Raw genomic sequence first — 18,191 nt, 5'->3', positions numbered from 1 at the left:
CCTGTCTCCCTTGCTCCTATACGTCCGGCTCGATGGCGAAGGCCGATTTGGCGACGACCTGGAAATTGCCGTTCGGGTCCTTGACGAGCGACCCGCCGAGCCAGGCCGTGGGAAAGATCAGATCGACCACCACGCAGGCACGCACAAACATCACCTCGTTTGCCGCGCCTTGCTGGAACTGCACCACCGGCTCGGCGTTTTCGTCGCGGTCCACGCAGACCACACCGTTGGCCGGGAAAGCCCAGGTGTCGGTGGTGGAGTCGTAGACGCGCGTCATCTCCACCGTGAGGTTGTTCATGCAGTCCTCGAACACGGTGGCGGTGTCGCATATCTCCTGGCGGATGACATCCGGGTCCACCGGGTTTCCGCTGGAGAGCCGGATGGTGCGCACCGCCATGTCGAGCGACCGCTCGAGCATGGCGTAGCGCGTCAGCAGGAGGCCCGATTCCGCGCCCGAGACCATCACGCCCACGAAGAGCGGGAAGAGCAGCACGAACTCGAAGGTGGCAACTCCGTCGTCGCGCCGCACGAGCTCGCGGAACTTCCGGCGAACGGATGTGAGCGCGACGCCGATCATTGCGTGAGCCTCAGGTTGTTGATCGCCAGCGCGATGTTGTTGAACGCGTCGGAGATCGAGCGCCCTTCGGCATCGTAGTAGTGGTTGATCGAGCTGGCGCAGTTCCGCAGCGCGGTCCGGCCGTTGTTCGGGGCCTCGAAGCCGACGGTGAAGACGATGATCCCGGCCTGCTTGGCCTGGGTGCAGACAGCGTTCAGGCGCTGGTTCTTTTCCCAGTTGCCATGCCCGTCCCAGACCCGCGGCAGGAAGGAGAAGTCCTCGAAATAGTCGGTGTTCACCTCGGCCCAGAGTGCCGGGTAGCTCATCTGCGAGACCTGGTCGGGACGCTCCTCGAAATTGCAACCTCCGTTACAGATCCGGCGGTAGTAAGGGCTGTCGGCGTAGCCGCCATACTCCGGATAATAGTACTGGTCGCGTCCGGCATTGTAGACGACGTAAAAGTCGCCGTCTTTATCCGTATTGTCGTTGTCGGCCTCGACGCTCTTCCAGAATTCCGACGGGCCCGACCGGAAATCCGGCTTCAACTCGTGCTGGGTCGTGTTCTCGCCATCCGACATCAGGACCACGATCTTGACCGCTTCCGGATCATCGAAATCCAGTGGACGGTTCTCGGGGAAATCCGGCTCCACCGCCGGGGCACCGCCGACACGCGCGACCTCCGAAAGGTCGGAGATCATGTCCCGCAGTTCGGGATCCAGCAGCGCCGTGCCCCATTTCATGCCTATGTCGATGGACGTGTTGCCACCGGCCCGCAGGTTGTTGATGAGATAGTTCAGGTTCGAATGGTGTGCCACGAACGGGCGGATGTAGCGCCAGGTCTCCGTGCGGCAGGCCCAGTTCCCGACCGTGGTGCTATACGTGTTCCACGGGTCAAAATGCCCGGTGCGGTTAATATCCGTAGACGCGGCCAGGTTGGTGGTGTTGAAATCCGCCTCCGTGAAGTTGAGGCAATGCGAATAGTCATGCTCGTCGGTAATGTCGTAGCTCGTCAGGTTGGGATCGTCGATGCCATCGAGAAGATACGGCCCGGCATTGACCTGTTCGGAGAACGGCACCAGCGAGATCGACACCAGGCCCGGCGTGACCGAGCAGTTGCCGTTGCTGTTTAGATCCGAGCCCGGATCGCACAGCATGTGCCAGGAAAATTCCTTGGCCGCTGCCTGCATGTTCTTGAGGCGCTGGTTCCAACCCATCGAGCCCGACGCGTCGAGCACGAGCGAAATTTCAAGCTGAGGAATGTTCTCGGTCGCGCCCGCGGCCATGCCGGAGGCGAGTTCGAAAACGCCCTTGCTGTTCTCGAAACGCTTGCCGAAGGCGCCCATGGTCAGGGAATAGTCCATGAGCCGAAGGAAGCGCGTCGGCACGCGCGTCTCGCTGGAGATGTTGACGACGCTGCTGGTGATCCCGTCGCCATCCTCGGATACCGTCACGCTGGTCTTGTCCAGGCCGGCCACCTCGAAATAGCTTTCCACCACGTCCTGCGCAGGCAGCACCTGCGTCAGCGACGCGGCGGCCAGCACCGAACGGTCCATCGCGGCCTGGGTGCGTACCCGTTCGGCCTCGAACCGCATGATGTCGTAAGCCATGCCGCCCACGAAGAGCATGATGACCATCGCATAGAATGTGAAGATGGTCAGGGAGCCGCCCTGATCCGCCGCGAATGACGCAGGCGTCGCTCGCGAACGCGGGGCTCCGCCCGAAATGCCGGCATTGAACTTCCCATACCAGGTCATATTCCACCTCTCTCCCGGGCCCTGCCCGGTTAATTTACTCACCCCTGCCGCGGGACAGATTCCGCGCGCAGTTTCCACCACCGTGATTTGGAACGGGATGCGTGGCGAAAATAAGGCAGGAAAGCCCGAAAAATTGATATTTTCGCCGAAAATTTTCGCGGTTGGTGATCGACACAGGACAAAAGCTGAGTACAGTCAGCATTATAAACAACAAGGAAATCGGGGAGACGAAAGTGCTTAACAGACCTGAACCAACATTCCGCGAGTCAGTCGACCTCATGTTCAACCGCGCGGTCGCGCTGATGGACCTCCCCCCGGGGCTGGAAGAAAAGATACGCGTCTGCAACTCCACCTACACCGTCCGGTTCGGCGTCAGGCTGCGCGGCCAGATCAAGACCCTGACAGGCTATCGCGCCGTGCATTCCGAGCATATGGAGCCCGTGAAGGGCGGCATCCGCTACTCGCTGGGCGTCAACCAGGACGAGGTGGAGGCGCTCGCCGCCCTGATGACCTACAAATGCGCGCTCGTGGAGACGCCCTTCGGCGGATCCAAGGGCGGGTTGTGCATCGACCCGCGCGAATACGAGGAGCACGAGCTGGAAATGATCACGCGGCGGTTCACCTACGAACTTGCCAAGCGCGACCTGATCAATCCCAGCCAGAACGTTCCCGCCCCCGACATGGGTACGGGCGAGCGCGAGATGGCCTGGATGGCCGACCAGTATGCGCGGATGAACACGACCGACATCAATTCGCGGGCCTGCGTGACCGGCAAGCCGCCCCATGCCGGCGGCATCCAGGGCCGGGTCGAGGCCACCGGACGCGGCGTGCAATTCGCGCTGCAGGAATTCTTCCGCCACCCCGAGGACGTGAAGGCCGCAAATCTCTCGGGCTCGCTCGACGGCAAGCGGGTGATCGTGCAGGGGCTGGGCAATGTGGGCTACCACGCAGCGAAGTTCTTGTCCGAGGAGGACGGCGCCAAGATAACCGGCATCATCGAGCGCGACGGCGGGCTCTATGACGAGAAGGGGCTCAACATCGAGGATGTGCATCAGCACATCGTTCGCAGCGGCGGGGTCAAGGGCTTTCCCAGCGGGGAATATGTCGTCGATGCCTCCAAGCTGCTGGAGGAAAAATGCGACATCCTGATCCCGGCCGCGATCGAGGGTGTGATCAACATCGGCAATGCCGATCGGGTACAGGCCAATCTCATCATCGAGGCCGCCAACGGCCCGGTGACGGCCCCCGCCGACGAGATCCTGCGCAAGAAGGGCATCGTGATCGTTCCCGACATGTTCGCCAACGCGGGCGGCGTGACCGTGTCCTATTTCGAATGGGTCAAGAACCTCAGCCATATCCGCTTCGGCCGGATGGGCCGCCGCCAGGAAGAGGCGCGCCACCAGCTCATCGTCAATGAGCTCCAGCGTCTCGACGAACATCTGGGCAGCTCCTGGTCGATGTCGCCGGGCTTCAAGAAGAAGTACCTGCGCGGCGCTGGCGAACTTGAGCTGGTGCGTTCGGGACTCGACGACACGATGCGCGCCGCCTACCAGTCGATGCGCGAGGTCTGGCACTCGCGCGACGACGTGCCCGACCTGCGCATGGCCGCCTATCTGGTGTCGATCGGCCGCGTGGCCACCAGCTACAAGGCCAAGGGTCTCTGATCGCCAAGGGGCGCGGTGCGCGGCTCAGTCCCGCGCCGCGCCTCCGTCTTCCATGATCCGCGCCGTCAGCATGTCGGCCATGATCCGGCCCTGCGCCCCCGGTGTCACGCCGCCCACGCCCACGCGGCGGCCCAGCCGCCACCACATCCCCGGCGCCCAGCCGCGCGGATAGCGCCGCCGGAGCCGGATCAGGAAACCGTTGGATGGCTTGAAGGCGAATATGCCGCGCTCCACCCCCTCCACGTCCTCGATCGCGCAGATGCGCGTGCCGTCGCTGTCGTAAAGGCCGTCCTCGCGCAACTCGATCATGCCGGCGGTCGCCCACCACATCCGGCTGGTCAGCACCAGCACCAGCGCACCCAGACCGATCAGGAAGATCTGCCACAGCGCCGCGGCCGGCGGCCGCGCCAGCCCGATATAGATCAGCAAACAGCCCAGCACCGCCAGCACCGCCAGCGAGAACACCCGACGTGCGGGCGAAGGCCCCAGCCTCACGATCGTCTCCGACACCATCCGCACCTCCCTGCCGCTGCGCGCCAAGCCATAGCGGAGCCCGCGCGGCAGGTCGAGGGCTCAGTCCATGAGCGCGTCCGCGCGCGGCCCGGCGCGCTCCAGATGCACCGGCAGCACCCGGCCGTAAAGCTGGCGCACCCTGACCGGATTGCCGACCATGCCGGGCGCTTCGACATAGGAGTAGATCGCGACGTGGCGCGGGCGCAGGCCATCCAGCGGGGTCACGCGATGCAGGGAATGGCGCCCGCGGAAGAGTTGCAGGTCGCCGGGCTGGAGATCGAGCGTGCGCACCGCGTCGGACTGCCCGTCCAGCACCTCGGCCACGGCCTCGAAATTTTCGCCGTCGCTGCGGATATCCGGGACGTATTCGAACGCGCCGCCCGTCTCGGCGGTCTGGAGCGCCAGCGTCACGGTGAACGGGTTCGTGTCGAAATGCCAGGGAAAGCCGTTGCCGGCCTCGGCGGTGTTCACGATCACGTCGCCCAACGGATCGGCGTAACGGTGAAACAGGGCCTTCGGCACATCGAGCGCCTCGCGCAGGAATCTGTCGAAACCGGGATGGTTCTGGACCTGCCGCAACACCCCGTCGGGGGCGAAATTGTCGGCCGGGATGAAGGCGTTGGAGCGGTCGAAGAAGCGTCGCACGGGATGCTCGGGCGGCAGGCTCTCGTCGTCTTCGGTGAAATAGGCGTTACAGCGGCTCATCGACCGGTGCGCCAGGTGGGCCACGGACGCGGTTTCCCGCACCGCGGCGCGCACGCCTTCGGGCGTCAGAAAGCCGGGCAGGACGGCGCAGCCCTCCTCCTCCAGTTCGGCACGCAGGTCGCGCAGCATCGTGCGATAGGCGGCGCTTTCGGGCAGGTCGATCGGGTAGCGCCCCAGGTCGATCCAGATCCGGGCGTTCATTCGGCAGCCTCCTGCCGGCGCGGGACAACCTCGTATCCCGGCGCCTCGGGTTCGTCGTCGGTCATCTCCGCCGGGAAGCCCGGCGCGCGGATATCGAGGCCGGTGGCCTCCTCCAGCCTGCGGATGATGTTGGGCGACAACTCGCGCGGGCCGTAGCGGGCAATGCCGTCCCGGATGATCTCGATGAGCAGCGGGTTGAGTTCCAGCGGCACCCCGGCGCGGTCGGCCACGTCCTGGAAGAGGCCGATATCCTTGGCTACCAGATCCATCGTGAACGAGATGTCGCGCGAGCCGTTCAGGATCACCTGGCTCTCGGTCTCATGCACGAAGCTGGTGCCCGAGGATATCCGGATCGCCTCATAGGCGGTGGCCAGGTCCATGCCCGCGCCCCCGGCCACGGACAACGCCTCGGTGCAGGCGATGAGGTTCGCGGTGGCCAGGTAGTTGGTCAGCACCTTCAACACCGATGCGCTGCCCAGATCGCCGGTATGCAGCACCCGGCGTCCCATCATGGTCAGAAGTGGCAGAATGCGCTCGAACGTGGCGCGGTCGCAGCCCGCGAATATCGAGATATTGCCGGTTGCGGCGCGGTGGCAGCCGCCCGAGACCGGGCAATCGGCGGCCGCGCCGCCCGCCGCGGCGACCTTGCCCCCCAGGCGCTTCACCTCGGCCTCGTCTGTGGTGGACATCTCCAGCCAGATCTTGCCCGGCCCTATCGCCTGCAGCAGCCCGCCGGGGCCCTCGACCACCGCAGCGGAGGCCGCGGGGCTGGGCAGGCAGGTAATCACCGTGTCGCAGGTCGCCATCATCGCCGCCGGACCCTCGCCCGCGCGGGCGCCGCGCGTCACGAACTCGGCAACGCGCGCGCCTTCGAGATCGTGTACTGTCAGGTCGGCGCCGTTGCGCAACAGGCTGCCAGCGAGCTTCGCGCCGACATTGCCCAGTCCGATGAAACCGAGCTTCATGGCCGCCTCCCCTTGGTGCCTCGCTTTCGATGGTTGCGCCGCCCGCGGCCCGACGGTTGTCCGTTCGCGACCCTGCTGGTCCGCCTGCGTCAGGAAAATCGGGCTATAGCGGCCCGCCTGTGCAATTTCGCGCAGAACCCTGTACCGCGCCGCTGCTTTGGCGACCGGGATGCGCAACCCCAGTTCAGCGGCGAAAGCGGATGGCCTCATGTCCATGCGTCCCGTCACCGCCACGCGCAGTGACTTTGGCGTGCGGGATCAGATCAGCCCGCGCCACCATGCAATCGCCACCAGCGCCGCGGCCGCGATCAGCAGGTTGATCGCCAAGTTGCGCAACCAGCCCATGAACCGGCCCCAGCGTTCCGCTTTCGGGTCGATACCCTTCAGGTAGGTGCTGATCGTCTCGTAGGCCGCGGCCACGCCTGCGTCGTCGATCTCGTGCTCGTGCTTGGGATGGGCGATCCGGGCCTCCGTCTCCACCAGATAGACGCCGGCCTTGCGCACCGAACGGGGCAGCCGCCGCCCGGCGCGGCGCAGCTTGGCCTTCAGCGACCCCCCGCTCACGCCGAGTTGGCGCGAAAGCTGGTCCTCGACCCGCGAGACCATGGTTCTGAACGTGGTCGGGTGCATGCGCCTGCGCTCCTTGCCGGTTTCGCCCCAAACTGCCGTCTGGCCATTGCCGGCGCAAGCCTTTAGACAAGGCCGCCAGACCGGAGACCGCCGCCATGCTCAACACCGTCATCACCGGAGACGCCTCCGACCGGCCGCCGCTCGTGATTGCGCACGGACTTTTCGGGTCGGCTCGCAACTGGGGCGTCCTGGCGCGGCGGCTGGGCACGGACCGGCAGGTGATCGCGGTCGACATGCGCAACCACGGCCAGAGCCCGCGTTTCAGGACCAACGGCTATGCCGAGATGGCCGATGACCTGGCCGACGTGATCGCGGCGCATGGCGGGCGCGCCGACGTGCTGGGCCATTCGATGGGTGGCAAGGCGGCGATGGTGCTGGCCCTGGGCCGCCCCGAACTGGTCGCTCGCCTGATCGTGGCGGATATCGCGCCGGTGGGATATGGCCACAGCCAGACGCCGCTGATCCGCGCGATGAAGGGGCTCGATCTGGATGCCGTTACCACGCGCCGCGACGCGGACGCCGCGCTGGAGCAAGCGATTCCGGAGCCTCCGGTGCGCGCCTTCCTGCTGCAATCGCTCGACCTGAAGGGCGAGCGTCCACGCTGGCTGATAAATCTCGACGTGCTGGAGGCGGAGACGGACGCCATCATCGGCTTTCCGGACGTGGCGGGCCGCTTCGACGGCCCTGCGCTCTTCCTGGCGGGCGGTGCATCGGACTATGTGCAGGCGGCGCATGAGGATCGCATCCGCGCGCTCTTCCCGGCCGCAAAGCTGGAGTGGATCGAGGGCGCGGGGCATTGGCTCCATGCCGAGAAGCCGCGCGAGTTCGAGGCCGAGATCCGCGCCTTCCTGGACTGATCCGCAGGCCCCCGCACACGGGCCGTCAAACCTGCGCGAGGCCGCTGGCGCGCGGCGCCCCGCACGGGGCATGATCGCCCCGTCATCACCGCGAGCCCGCACCATGCCCGAACCGCCTGTCACGGCCGCCCCGCCGCATCGCTTCGACGACAGTTTCGTGCTGCGGATGATCCGGGATTTCTTCTTCGGACTGCTGATGATCATCGCGCTGGAGCTTGGCGCCCGCTACGCGCTCGTGCTCTGGCGCTACAACAATCAGGAAGTCGCCCGCACCGAGGCCGCCGCACGCAACCTGGCCGAGGACGTGCGCGCCATCATGCTCAACCGGGGCGGCCCTGTCGCGGCGCGCACGGTCTATCCAATCCTCAAGCGCGACCACGCGCAGTTCGGCCTGGAGATCGCGATCACGCCCTCCCCGGACACGGTGCGCGCGGTGGGCGCGCTGGTGCCCGGCACGCCGCGCGGCATCCCGCCGGACTGGCCGGAGGGCGTGCATCACGAGGCGCGGGTCGATATCCTGGCCGAGCCGTTCTGCATCCAGTGCCACAGCGCGTCGGATCCCGGCGATACGCTGGGCAGCGTGACGGTGCGCAACTACCGCGACACGCATCTGGCGGTCTGGTGGCAGGATGTCTGGCTCTCGGGCGTGTTCGGCATGGGCAATATCATCCTCGACGTGATCGTGCTTCTGATCCTCCTGCGCTTGCGGATGGAGCCGCTCCTGGGGTTGCGCGCCGTGGTGGCGGAGCTTGCGGGATCGGGTGGCAATCTGGAGCACCGCGCGCCGGTGCGTTCCGATGACGAGTTCGGCGCGCTGGCCCATGACCTCAACCGGTTCCTGGACCGGCTGAGCCTGATCGCAGGCGATATGGGCCGGGTGCTGTCGGAGATGGACGCGCTTTCGACCCGGATGCGCGCCGCCTGCGATGCCGTGGACCGGCAGACAGATGCGCTGGCCCGCGATGTGGCCGCGATTTCGTCGGGGCCGAATGACGCCGACCTCGCGGCACTGCGCGATGCGGTGGCGGCGCTGGCCCGGCGGGTCGATGCGGAGGCTCACATTCCCGCCCGCTCCGCCGAGGCGGCGCCTGGCGCGGTGGACACCGGCGCGGCGGAGCGCGCAGCCGCGCAGATGCAGGCGCTGAGCCGATCCGCCCGTGACCTGAGGCTTCTGGAAGAGCGGATGCAGACCCTCGCCGCCGAGGGCCAGCGTCTGCTCGCGCGGCTCAACGACCGGCCGGCGGCCCCCGCTTGACCTGCATCAAGGCGGGTTTTCGAAGAACCGTTATACTAAGGAATCATGACCCAGACGGGGACGGGAGGATGATCACCCTCGACGACATCATCGGCATGACCTGCCTCACGCGGGACGAGATCGAGGCGATCGGCGAGCATGAGGGATGCTGCGGCGTCAGCGCCGCGGTCATGGCCGAGTACACAAGCCAGGAGCCGAAGGGTTTTCAGCATATCCAGCAGATGATCTGCGAGGATATCCGCGAGGCACTGCACCGCGACGACGTGGATCATGCCCGCGCGCTCTACACCGTGCTGCATCACTATATGGAAACCCATCCCGACGCCGCGCGCGGCGCCGCGGGCTGACCGGTCCGGTCGTTAACGTCCCGTGAGCTTGCGCACCACGGCCCAGGTCACCGGCAGCGACACCGCCAAACCGACCGCCGCGGCGAGCAGGATCGGGCGCAGCGTGTCATATCCGGCCGTCAGGACCGCGATGACCGCGATGCCCATCAGGGCGGTTGCCGCCATTGCGAAAACGGGTAGGGCCAGCCGTATCATCTCGACCTCCATCAACTGATTACACGCGAAGTTTACCGCGGGCCGCGGCCACGCACCTTGACATGGCTCAAATCCTGCGACGGCGAAAATCCAAAACCCTTCACATTCACAGGCTTGGCGACTGCCGCACCAGACCCGGCATTCTGCGGATTTTACCGCAGGTGTTTCCGGAATTGCCGATCTACTGAACCCGGCCGGGTCGTCCTAGGCTGCCCGCACTCACGTGAACGCAAAACTCACGCCAACGAAAAGCGCGCGCCGTGCCAAGGCGCCGCGCAATGCAATGGGGAGACAGAGATGTTGTCCAAGGGACTGAAGACGATCGCGCTTGCCGGGCTGATGGCCGGCACCGGCGCGGGCGCGGCCAGCGCATTTTCCACCACCGAGATTCAGGCGCTCTATGGCGACGGCTTCCACTTCGGCAAGAACGGCGCCGGCGAGACCGCGCGCACCACGATCACGCTGGAACATTTCACCGCTTTCGAATACGGCGACGTGTTCTTTTTCGTCGATCTCAACCAGGATTTCGACGGCCCCGCCTCGGGGCGCGACACCGACCAATATGGCGAGATCTACGGCCATCTGAGCGCCAAGACCGTCGGGCTGGATTTCAGCGACAGCGGGCTGATCCGTGACGTCGGGCTAGACGTGGGCATCAACCAGGGAACGGATTTCCTGGTCGGGCTCTATGGCGCGCGGGTCGATTTCAACGTGCCGGGCTTCAACGTGCTGACCTTCGGGCTGTATGCCTATGACAACCTGGAAGACCCGTTCGACCGCAATCTCGACACCACCTATCAGGCGACCGTCGTCTGGAACGCGCCCTTCGAGATCGGCGGGCAGAAATTCTCCACCCAGGGATTCATCGACTTTATCGGCGACCAGGGGTCCGGCGTGGACGACCAGATCGTGTTTCAGCCGCAACTTCGCTGGGATATCGGCCATGCGATGGGCGGCAAGGAGAACCGCCTGAACCTCGGGCTGGAATACGCTTACTTCGAGAACAAGTTCGGCGTCTCCGGCGTCGATGACAACGTACTCCAGGTTTTCCTGGCGTGGAAACTTCACTGACCACTCACGGAGGCAGGCGGGCCGGATCACCGGCCCGTCTGTGACCCCTTGCACAGCCTCTGGACGCCGGGCGGAAACCGGGTATCTTCCGTTCCGTCAAGACCGGAGATGACCCATGCGCCACCCTGCCCGACCCGTCCTCCTCCTGCTCTGCCTCGCCCTTGCCGCCTGCAACACGATCGAAGGCGCGGGCCGGGACCTGCAATCGGCTGGCGACGCGATCTCGGACGCAGCGCACCAGTAGCGGGGCGCGGCGCGGGCGGGCCATTTCGGCAACGCCGGCGCGGCAAGGCACAGTGCCCCCCGCTTGGGCCTTGGCCCGCCCGCCGGCACGGCTTATACAGCCCGCGACAGCAGCGAGCGGAGCAGCCATGCGCAGCGCCACCATCACCCGCAAGACGGCGGAGACCGAGATCCGCGTCGAGATCGACCTCGACGGGTCCGGCAGCTATGCCAACGCCACCGGAGTCGGCTTCTTCGACCACATGCTCGATCAACTCGCCCGTCATGCGCTGATCGACATGAAACTGTCCTGCACGGGCGATCTGCATATCGACGACCACCACACGGTGGAGGATTGCGGCATCGCGCTGGGCCAGGCGCTGGCGCAGGCGATGGGCGACAAGCGCGGCATCCGCCGATATGGCGCCTGCCTCCTGCCGATGGACGACGCGCTGGTGCGCGCGGCGCTGGACCTGTCCGGGCGGCCCTATCTGGTCTGGTCGCTGGACATGCCCACGCCCAAGATCGGCAGCTTCGACACCGAACTGGTGCGCGAGTTCTTCCAGGCGCTCTCCACCCATGCGGGGATCACCCTGCACGTGACCGCACTGGCCGGGATCAACAGCCACCACATCGCCGAGGCCGCCTTCAAGGCAGTGGCGCGTGCGCTGCGCGACGCGCTGGAGCCGGATCCGCGCCGGTCCGACGCGGTGCCCTCGACCAAGGGGACGCTCTAGGCCGTGGCGACCGTCATCCTGGATTACGATTCCGGCAACCTGCACTCGGCGCTCAAGAGCTTCCAGCGCATGGCCGCGGAAACGGGCGCCGGTCCGGTCAGCGTGACCTCGGACCCCGAAACGGTGGCCCGAGCCGACCGCATCGTACTGCCGGGCGTCGGCGCCTTCGCCGATTGCCGGGCGGGGCTGGCAGCGCGCGGCGGGCTCTTCGAGGCGATGGAGGATGCGGTGATCCGGCGCGGCCGGCCCTTCCTGGGCATTTGCGTGGGCATGCAGATGATGGCCACGCTGGGGCGCGAATACACGGTGACGCAGGGCTTCGACTGGATCGGCGGCGAGGTGGTGGAGATCACGCCCTCCGACCCGGCACTGAAAGTGCCGCATATGGGCTGGAACGACCTGGTGATCGACCGACCCCACGCGCTGCTGGAGGGGATTTCCACCGGCGATCACGCCTATTTCGTGCATTCCTACCACATGCGCCCGGCCGATCCCGCGCACCTGATCGCCCATGTCGATCACGGCGGCCCGATCACCGCGGCGATCGGGCGCGACAATCTCTTCGGGACCCAGTTCCACCCGGAGAAGAGCCAGAAGACCGGGCTGCGGCTGATCGCCAACTTCCTTGGCTGGATGCCGTGAGCGCGCCGCGCGCGGCGCTCTCCTGGTCGTCGGGCAAGGATTGCACGCTGGCACTGATGGAAGTGCGGCGCCAGGGGCTCGCTGAAGTTGTCACCCTGCTGACGACCACCAATTCGCAATTCGACCACGTGGCCATGCACGGCACCCGCGACAGGATTCTCCGGGCGCAGGCCCGCGCGGTCGGCCTGCCGCTTCTGAACGTGCCGCTACCCTGGCCCTGCAGCAACGAGGCGTACGAGGCGCGTATGGCCGGCGCGGTGGAAAGGCTCAAGGCGCAGGGCATCACCCATGTGATCTTCGGCGATCTCTTCCTGGAGGATGTGCGCGCCTGGCGCGAGGCGCGCATGGCCGAGTGCGGGATGCAGGCGCTCTTTCCGCTCTGGGGGCGGGACACGGGCGCCCTGTCGCGGCAGATGGTCGATGACGGCATAAGGGCGCACCTGGTCACGCTCGATCCCGCCCGCCTGCCGGCCGATCTGGCCGGGGCGGCATACGATCATGCGTTTCTCGATGCCCTGCCCGAGGGCGTGGATCCCTGCGGCGAGAACGGTGAGTTCCACACCGCCGTCCTGGATGCGCCCTGTTTCGCCGCTCCGATCCCGGCGCGCCGCGGCGAGACCGAATCGCGGGACGGTTTCGTCTATGCCGATCTGGTGCCGCTGGGTTGAGCGTTCTGCCCGCGCTTGATCCCGCGCCCGATGCCCGTAAGCTGACGGCAGGCCTCAGAGGCCGGGAGGAACCGCCATGCACACAGAGATCCGCAAGACCGTGATCCGCAATATCGGGCTCTGCCTGAGTGGCGACATGCACGCCCCCATATTGGAGGCCGACTGCATCGTCGCGCTGGACGGCCGGATCGCCGCGATCGGGCGCGCGCGCGACATGGACACCGACGACGCGACCACGCTGGTCGACGCGCATGGCGTGGCGCTGGCGCCCGGCCTGATCGACAGCCATGTGCACCCGGTCGTGGGCGACTACACCCCGCGGCAGAACCAGCTCAACTGGATCGACAGCACGCTGCATGGCGGGGTGACGACGATGATCTCGGCCGGCGAGGTGCATATGCCTGGCCGCCCGAAAGATGTCGTCGGCCTCAAGGCGATGGCGATCGCGGCCCAACGCTGGTACGAGAATTTCCGCCCCTCGGGCGTCAAGGTCCTGGCCGGGGCGCCGGTTCTCGAACACGGGATGGTGGAGGAGGATTTCAGGGATCTGGCCCAGGCCGGCGTGAAGCTGCTGGGCGAGGTCGGGCTGGGCTCGGTCAAGGACGGCAAGACCGGCCGCCAGATGGTGGACTGGGCGCGCAAATACGGGATCCAGAGCACGATCCATACAGGCGGACCGTCGATCCCCGGCTCGGGGCTGGTGGACGCCGACATGGTGCTGGAGACCGGGACCGACGTGATCGGCCATATCAATGGCGGCCATTCGGCACTGCCTGACGACCAGATCGTCTGCCTCTGCGAGAACTGCCTCAAGGGGCTGGAGATCGTGCATAACGGCAACGGACGCGCGGCGCTTCTGACACTCAATACCGCGCGCGAACTGGGGCAGCTCGACCGGGTGATGCTGGGCACCGACGGGCCAGCCGGATCGGGTGTGCAACCGCTGGGCATCCTGCGGATGGTGGCGATGCTGGCCAGCCTCGGGGATGTGCCCGCCGAGATCGCCTTCTGCTTCGCGACCGGCAACACCGCGCGCCAGCGCGATCTGGATTGCGGCCTGCTTGAGCCCGGCCGCGCCGCGGATTTCGTGCTGATGGACCAGGCCCAGCACGCACCGGGCGTCTCGCTGCTGGAATCGGTCGCGTTGGGCAACCTGCCCGGCATCGGAATGACACTGATCGACGGCGAGGTGCGCAGCCTGCGCTCGCGCAACACGCCGCCCGCCGCGCGGCTGCCGGAACTGGTGACAGGCGCGGTCGCTAGCTGACCCGGCGCGCGGATCAGACCAGTTTCTTCAGCAACTCCAGGAAGGTCTTGCGTTCTGCGACCGAGAGCGGCGCCAGCGTCTCGCGCGTGATCTCGCGGCCCATGCGGCTCAACTCGGGCAGCGCATCCTTCGCCGTCTGCGAGAGCGAGATCAGCGTGCGCCGCTTGTCGCCGGGATCGGGGCGAAGCGTCACCAGACCCTTGCGTTTGAGCCGGTCCACAACCCCCTTGATCGTGGCCACGTCCATCGCGACCAGCCGCCCCAGATGGTTCTGCGAGCACTCGCCCTCGTCGCTCAGGCGTATAAGCGTCGAGAATTGCATCGCACTGAGTTCGAGCAACGCACGCTCTGCGAAGATCGCCGCATGCCGCTGGCTGGCAAGCCGCAGCAGGTAGCCCACCTGTTCGTCGAGTATATATTCGGGCGTGGCTTCGGGAATCGGGTCTTCGCTCTTGGCGGGTCTGTCGCTGAACATCGGCCATCCTGTGTCGGTTTCGCCTCGCGCCGGGCACGGCAATCACCACCGCTCACGACATGTTACAATAGGCATGCCAAGGAGGGCGCCGCAATCGCCCGGCGGAAATCCGGGCGGTTGGCGGGGTCAAACGGCCAAAAATTGCTCACTGACCTCCGGACGCGCGTCGAGATCGGCGAAATCGCCCTCGTAGCGGACCTGGCCGGTCTCGATGATATAGGCGCGATCCGAGACGAGCCGCGCGAAATGCAGGTTCTGCTCCGATAGCAGAACCGACAGGCCCTCGCGCTTCAACTCGGCGATGACGCGGGCCATCTGCTCCACGATCACCGGGGCGATGCCCTCCGACGGTTCGTCGAGCAGCACCAGTCTGGGGTTTCCCATCAGCGTGCGCGCGATGGTCAGCATCTGCTGCTCGCCACCGCTGAGTTGCTTGCCCTGGTTGCGCCGCCGTTCCGCGAGGTTGGGAAAGAGCTCATAGAGATGCGCCACACTCCAATGCGGGGCGCCCTCGCGCGTCGGGCGGCGGCCGACCTCCAGGTTCTCCGCCACCGTCAGGTCGGCGAAGATGCGGCGTTCCTCCGGCACATAGCCGATGCCCGCGCGGCAAATCACGTGCGGCGGCCTGCCCAGCAATTCACGCCCTTCGTAGCGCACACTGCCGGATATCTGGCGCACCAGCCCCATGATGCTCTTGATCGTGGTGGTCTTGCCTGCGCCGTTGCGGCCCAGAAGTGCGACCACCTCGCCCCCCGCAACGGTCAATTTAACGCCGCCCAGGATATGCGCGCCCCCATAGCGCGCATGGAGATCCGTCACCTCAAGCATGATCCGCCTCATCGCGGGCGCGAATCGCGCCGCCGCCCAGATAGACCTCACGCACGGTCGCGTCGGCGCGGATCTCATCGCCCGTGCCTTCGGCGATCAGGCGGCCGCGATTCAGCACCAGGATGCGGTGGGCATGGGCGAAAACCACGTCCATGTCGTGTTCGGTGAAGATCACGCTCAGCCCCTCGCGCGCCACGATCCCGGCGGTCAGCGCCATCAGCGCCACGCGCTCGGACGGGGCCATGCCCGCGGTTGGCTCGTCCATCAGCAGAAGCCGCGGTTTGTGGGCCATCGCGATGGCCAGCTCCAGCCGTTTCAGATCGCCATAGGCCAGTTCCGAACAGGGTCGCCCGGCATGCGCCTCCATGCCGGTATCGGCCAGCAGTGCGTCGGCCTCGGCCACATAGAGCTTTGCGGCCGCCGAGACCATGTCGAAGCTGCGCCGGTGATGCGAGATCAGCGCCATCTGCACGTTCTCGCGCACCGTCATGGAGCGGAAGGTCTCGGTGATCTGGAAGGTGCGGCCCACGCCCATGCGCCAGATCCTGCGCGGCGGCAGGCCGACGATATCGCGCCCTTCCAGCCGCACGCTGCCACGGTCTGGCCGCAGGTAACCGCCTATCATGTTGAAACAGGTGGTCTTGCCCGCGCCGTTCGGGCCGATCAACGCCAGGAACTCGCCGCGAGCCAGGTCGAAGGACACATCCCCCACCGCCACCAGGCCGCCGAATTTCTTGGTCAGACCGCGCACTTTCAGCAGGCTCATCGCGCCGCGCCCCCGCCGGTTGTGCGCCGCAGCAGGCGGCGCAGGCGCTCCAGTCCGCCGGCCAGTCCGTCGGGCGCCAGCAGCACCACCGCCAGGATGATCGCTCCGAAGATGAAGCGCCAGAAATCGAGCCGCGAAACCCAGTCCTCGATCAGCACGAAGACGCCCGCGCCCAGCAGCGGCCCGGCCAGAGCGTGGATGCCGCCCAGAAGCACCATGATCAGCCCGTCCACCGATTGCGCGATGCCCAGCACGTCGGGAAAGACGCTGCCCTTGGAGAAGGCGAAGACCGTTCCTGCGAGCCCCGCAAGCGTGCCCGCCAGGGTGAAGCCGGCCCATTGGTGGCGGCGCAGGTCGAGCCCGATCGCCTCGGCCCTGACGGGCGAGTCACGGCCGCCGCGCAGAAGGTAGCCGAAGGGCGAATGCACGACCCTGCGCAAGGCCCATATCCCGCCCAGGCAAATCGCCGCCGCGAGGTAGAAATAGGCGGTGTCGGAGCTGGCCCAGGGTGCGGGCCAGACCCCGAGGATGCCGTCATCGCCCCCGGTCACGTCCTGCCACTGGAAGGTTATCCCCCAGACGATCTGTGCCGCCGCCAGGGTCAGCATCGCCAGGTAGACACCCGAGAGCCGCACGCAAAACCAGCCGAAGACGAGCGCGCCCAGCGCACCGGCCAGCGGCCCGGCCAGCATCGCGCCGCCCATCCCGAGGCCCAGCGTTTTGACCGCCAGCGCCGCTCCATAGGCCCCGATCCCGAAAAAGGCAGCGTGCCCGAAGGACACCATGCCGCCCACGCCCATCAGGAAATGCAGGCTCGCGGCGAAAAGCATCGCCACCAGCAGGTCGACCAGCAGGATCAGGGTAAAATCGCCCGCCACCGCGGGGCTGGCCAGCATCGCCAGCACCAGCGCAGCCAGCGCCATCCGGCCGCGCCCGGACATGTGGCGGAGCGGCGCCTCCGGTTCGCCCGGCGCGCCATGCCCGCTGCCCGGTTTCCCGAACAGCCCGTGCGGGCGCAGCACCAGTACAACGGCCATCACCACGAAGGGCAGAACGATGGATATCTGCGGGAAGACCAGCACCGCGAAAGCGTTGAGAACCGAGATCAGCACCGCCGCCACGAAGGCGCCGGCCACGCTGCCCATGCCGCCGATCACGACCACGACGAAAGCCTCTGCGATGACGTTGAGATCCATCTGCAGGCTGACCGCCTCGCGCGGGATCTGCAACGCGCCGCCCAGCCCTGCCAGCGCCGCGCCCAGGAAGAACGCCGCCGAGAAGAGCCAGTTCTGATTGACGCCGAGCGCCCCCACCATGTCGCGGTCCTGCGTCGCCGCGCGGACCAGGATGCCCCAGCGCGTGCGGTGGAAGAGCAGCCATATCCCCGCCAGCACCAGAGGGCCGATCCCGATAAGCGCCAGGTCGTATTGCGGGATCGGCTCGCCGAAGATGCGCACCGCGCGGGCCAGCCCCGGCGCGCGCGGACCCAGCAGGTCCGCCGCACCCCAGATCGCCAGCGCCACGTCCTGGATCACCAGCACCAGGCCGAAGGTCGCCACGAGCTGGAAGAGTTCCGGCGCGCGGTAGAGCCGGCGCAGGATCAGAAACTCCATCGCCAGCCCGACCAGCCCCACCGCCAGCGCCGCGGCCAGCATCCCGAACCAGAAGCCGAACACCCCCGCGTCGAGCCGCGTGACCACCGAATAGGCGATATAGGCGCCCAGCATGAAAAGCGAACCATGCGCGAAATTGACGATCCGCGTCACCCCGAAGATGATCGACAGTCCGCAGGCGATCAGGAACAACGACGACGCATTGGCCAGGCCGGTCAGAAGCTGCGCGAAATAGAAGCTCATGGCTCACCTGTCCCGGA

The 18,191-nt window shown here is 66.6% G+C and carries 21 protein-coding genes; 10 read left to right on the top strand and 11 right to left on the bottom strand.

Features of this window, described 5'->3' with window-relative positions; translation table 11 throughout:
* Nucleotides 1-16: 16 nt before the first annotated feature.
* Together DDZ14_RS15310 and DDZ14_RS15305 are read right to left on the bottom strand one after the other, a co-directional pair.
* Nucleotides 17-577, bottom strand: coding sequence for a TadE/TadG family type IV pilus assembly protein (locus tag DDZ14_RS15310; protein ID WP_109425853.1), 561 nt, complete (start codon nt 575-577; stop codon nt 17-19).
* Nucleotides 574-2,310: a TadE/TadG family type IV pilus assembly protein gene (locus DDZ14_RS15305; protein ID WP_109425852.1), complete on the bottom strand. Its 1,737-nt coding sequence runs from the start codon at nt 2,308-2,310 to the stop codon at nt 574-576. Before DDZ14_RS15305 ends, DDZ14_RS15310 begins: the two co-directional genes overlap by 4 nt.
* 233 nt (nt 2,311-2,543) lie before the next feature.
* On the opposite strand from DDZ14_RS15305, the gene DDZ14_RS15300 reads away from it, so the two are divergent.
* Nucleotides 2,544-3,974, top strand: a complete 1,431-nt coding sequence (locus DDZ14_RS15300; protein ID WP_109425878.1) for a Glu/Leu/Phe/Val dehydrogenase — start codon at nt 2,544-2,546, stop codon at nt 3,972-3,974.
* 24 nt (nt 3,975-3,998) lie between these two features.
* Here the strand turns inward: DDZ14_RS15300 and DDZ14_RS15295 are convergent, their stop codons facing one another.
* The 4 genes from DDZ14_RS15295 to DDZ14_RS15280 all read right to left on the bottom strand — a co-directional run bounded on the left by DDZ14_RS15295 (nt 3,999) and on the right by DDZ14_RS15280 (nt 6,988).
* Nucleotides 3,999-4,487 (bottom strand): hypothetical protein, encoded by a 489-nt coding sequence (locus DDZ14_RS15295; RefSeq protein WP_109425851.1) that lies wholly within the window; start codon nt 4,485-4,487, stop codon nt 3,999-4,001.
* Between the two features lie 60 nt (nt 4,488-4,547).
* Entirely contained in the window at nt 4,548-5,393 is an 846-nt protein-coding gene (locus DDZ14_RS15290; protein ID WP_109425850.1) for a hypothetical protein, read from the bottom strand.
* Nucleotides 5,390-6,358 (bottom strand): NAD(P)-dependent oxidoreductase, encoded by a 969-nt coding sequence (locus DDZ14_RS15285; protein ID WP_109425849.1) that lies wholly within the window; start codon nt 6,356-6,358, stop codon nt 5,390-5,392. The genes DDZ14_RS15290 and DDZ14_RS15285 overlap by 4 nt, the downstream gene beginning before the upstream one ends.
* A gap of 258 nt (nt 6,359-6,616) precedes the next feature.
* Nucleotides 6,617-6,988: a hypothetical protein gene (locus tag DDZ14_RS15280; protein ID WP_146193160.1), complete on the bottom strand. Its 372-nt coding sequence runs from the start codon at nt 6,986-6,988 to the stop codon at nt 6,617-6,619.
* Nucleotides 6,989-7,083: 95 nt separating this feature from the next.
* On the opposite strand from DDZ14_RS15280, the gene DDZ14_RS15275 reads away from it, so the two are divergent.
* The 3 genes from DDZ14_RS15275 (at nt 7,084) to DDZ14_RS15265 (ending at nt 9,447) form a co-directional block, all read left to right on the top strand.
* Complete coding sequence (locus tag DDZ14_RS15275) at nt 7,084-7,845, top strand: alpha/beta fold hydrolase (RefSeq protein WP_109425847.1); 762 nt, start codon at nt 7,084-7,086, stop codon at nt 7,843-7,845.
* 103 nt (nt 7,846-7,948) lie between these two features.
* Nucleotides 7,949-9,100, top strand: a complete 1,152-nt coding sequence (locus tag DDZ14_RS15270) for a methyl-accepting chemotaxis protein (RefSeq protein WP_158275542.1) — start codon at nt 7,949-7,951, stop codon at nt 9,098-9,100.
* A gap of 68 nt (nt 9,101-9,168) precedes the next feature.
* Entirely contained in the window at nt 9,169-9,447 is a 279-nt protein-coding gene (locus tag DDZ14_RS15265) for a hypothetical protein (RefSeq protein ID WP_109425845.1), read from the top strand.
* A gap of 12 nt (nt 9,448-9,459) precedes the next feature.
* Here DDZ14_RS15265 and DDZ14_RS15260 read toward each other — a convergent pair whose 3' ends face one another.
* Nucleotides 9,460-9,642 carry a CTP synthetase gene (locus tag DDZ14_RS15260; protein WP_109425877.1) on the bottom strand — a complete coding sequence of 61 codons (183 nt, stop codon included), beginning with the start codon at nt 9,640-9,642 and terminating at the stop codon, nt 9,460-9,462.
* Between the two features lie 297 nt (nt 9,643-9,939).
* On the opposite strand from DDZ14_RS15260, the gene DDZ14_RS15255 reads away from it, so the two are divergent.
* The 6 genes from DDZ14_RS15255 (at nt 9,940) to DDZ14_RS15230 (ending at nt 14,249) form a co-directional block, all read left to right on the top strand.
* Nucleotides 9,940-10,713 (top strand): DUF5020 family protein, encoded by a 774-nt coding sequence (locus DDZ14_RS15255; RefSeq protein ID WP_109425844.1) that lies wholly within the window; start codon nt 9,940-9,942, stop codon nt 10,711-10,713.
* Between the two features lie 115 nt (nt 10,714-10,828).
* On the top strand, nt 10,829-10,957 hold the full coding sequence (locus DDZ14_RS15250) for an entericidin A/B family lipoprotein (protein ID WP_109425843.1): 129 nt from the start codon (nt 10,829-10,831) through the stop codon (nt 10,955-10,957).
* Between the two features lie 127 nt (nt 10,958-11,084).
* Nucleotides 11,085-11,672 carry an imidazoleglycerol-phosphate dehydratase HisB gene (gene hisB / locus DDZ14_RS15245; protein WP_109425842.1) on the top strand — a complete coding sequence of 196 codons (588 nt, stop codon included), beginning with the start codon at nt 11,085-11,087 and terminating at the stop codon, nt 11,670-11,672.
* A 3-nt stretch (nt 11,673-11,675) separates the two neighbouring features.
* The gene (gene hisH / locus DDZ14_RS15240; RefSeq protein ID WP_109425841.1) at nt 11,676-12,314 is read left to right on the top strand and encodes an imidazole glycerol phosphate synthase subunit HisH; all 639 of its coding nucleotides are present in this window, start codon (nt 11,676-11,678) and stop codon (nt 12,312-12,314) included.
* Nucleotides 12,311-12,982, top strand: coding sequence for an adenine nucleotide alpha hydrolase (locus DDZ14_RS15235; protein ID WP_233252606.1), 672 nt, complete (start codon nt 12,311-12,313; stop codon nt 12,980-12,982). The genes hisH and DDZ14_RS15235 overlap by 4 nt, the downstream gene beginning before the upstream one ends.
* Before the next feature lie 76 nt (nt 12,983-13,058).
* The gene (locus tag DDZ14_RS15230) at nt 13,059-14,249 is read left to right on the top strand and encodes an amidohydrolase family protein (RefSeq protein ID WP_109425840.1); all 1,191 of its coding nucleotides are present in this window, start codon (nt 13,059-13,061) and stop codon (nt 14,247-14,249) included.
* A gap of 13 nt (nt 14,250-14,262) precedes the next feature.
* On the opposite strand, the gene DDZ14_RS15225 is transcribed toward DDZ14_RS15230, so the two are convergent.
* The 4 genes from DDZ14_RS15225 to DDZ14_RS15210 form a co-directional block, all read right to left on the bottom strand.
* Complete coding sequence (locus DDZ14_RS15225) at nt 14,263-14,724, bottom strand: MarR family winged helix-turn-helix transcriptional regulator (RefSeq protein WP_109425839.1); 462 nt, start codon at nt 14,722-14,724, stop codon at nt 14,263-14,265.
* A gap of 126 nt (nt 14,725-14,850) precedes the next feature.
* Nucleotides 14,851-15,552, bottom strand: coding sequence for an ABC transporter ATP-binding protein (locus DDZ14_RS15220; RefSeq protein WP_109425838.1), 702 nt, complete (start codon nt 15,550-15,552; stop codon nt 14,851-14,853).
* Nucleotides 15,545-16,318: an ABC transporter ATP-binding protein gene (locus DDZ14_RS15215; protein ID WP_109425837.1), complete on the bottom strand. Its 774-nt coding sequence runs from the start codon at nt 16,316-16,318 to the stop codon at nt 15,545-15,547. The genes DDZ14_RS15220 and DDZ14_RS15215 overlap by 8 nt, the downstream gene beginning before the upstream one ends.
* Nucleotides 16,315-18,174, bottom strand: a complete 1,860-nt coding sequence (locus DDZ14_RS15210; RefSeq protein ID WP_109425836.1) for an ABC transporter permease — start codon at nt 18,172-18,174, stop codon at nt 16,315-16,317. The genes DDZ14_RS15215 and DDZ14_RS15210 overlap by 4 nt, the downstream gene beginning before the upstream one ends.
* Nucleotides 18,175-18,191 lie beyond the last annotated feature (17 nt).

This window comes from Maritimibacter sp. 55A14 (assembly GCF_003122205.1).
GTDB lineage: Bacteria > Pseudomonadota > Alphaproteobacteria > Rhodobacterales > Rhodobacteraceae > QEYE01.
This window is presented reverse-complemented; position numbering and strand designations above follow the sequence as displayed.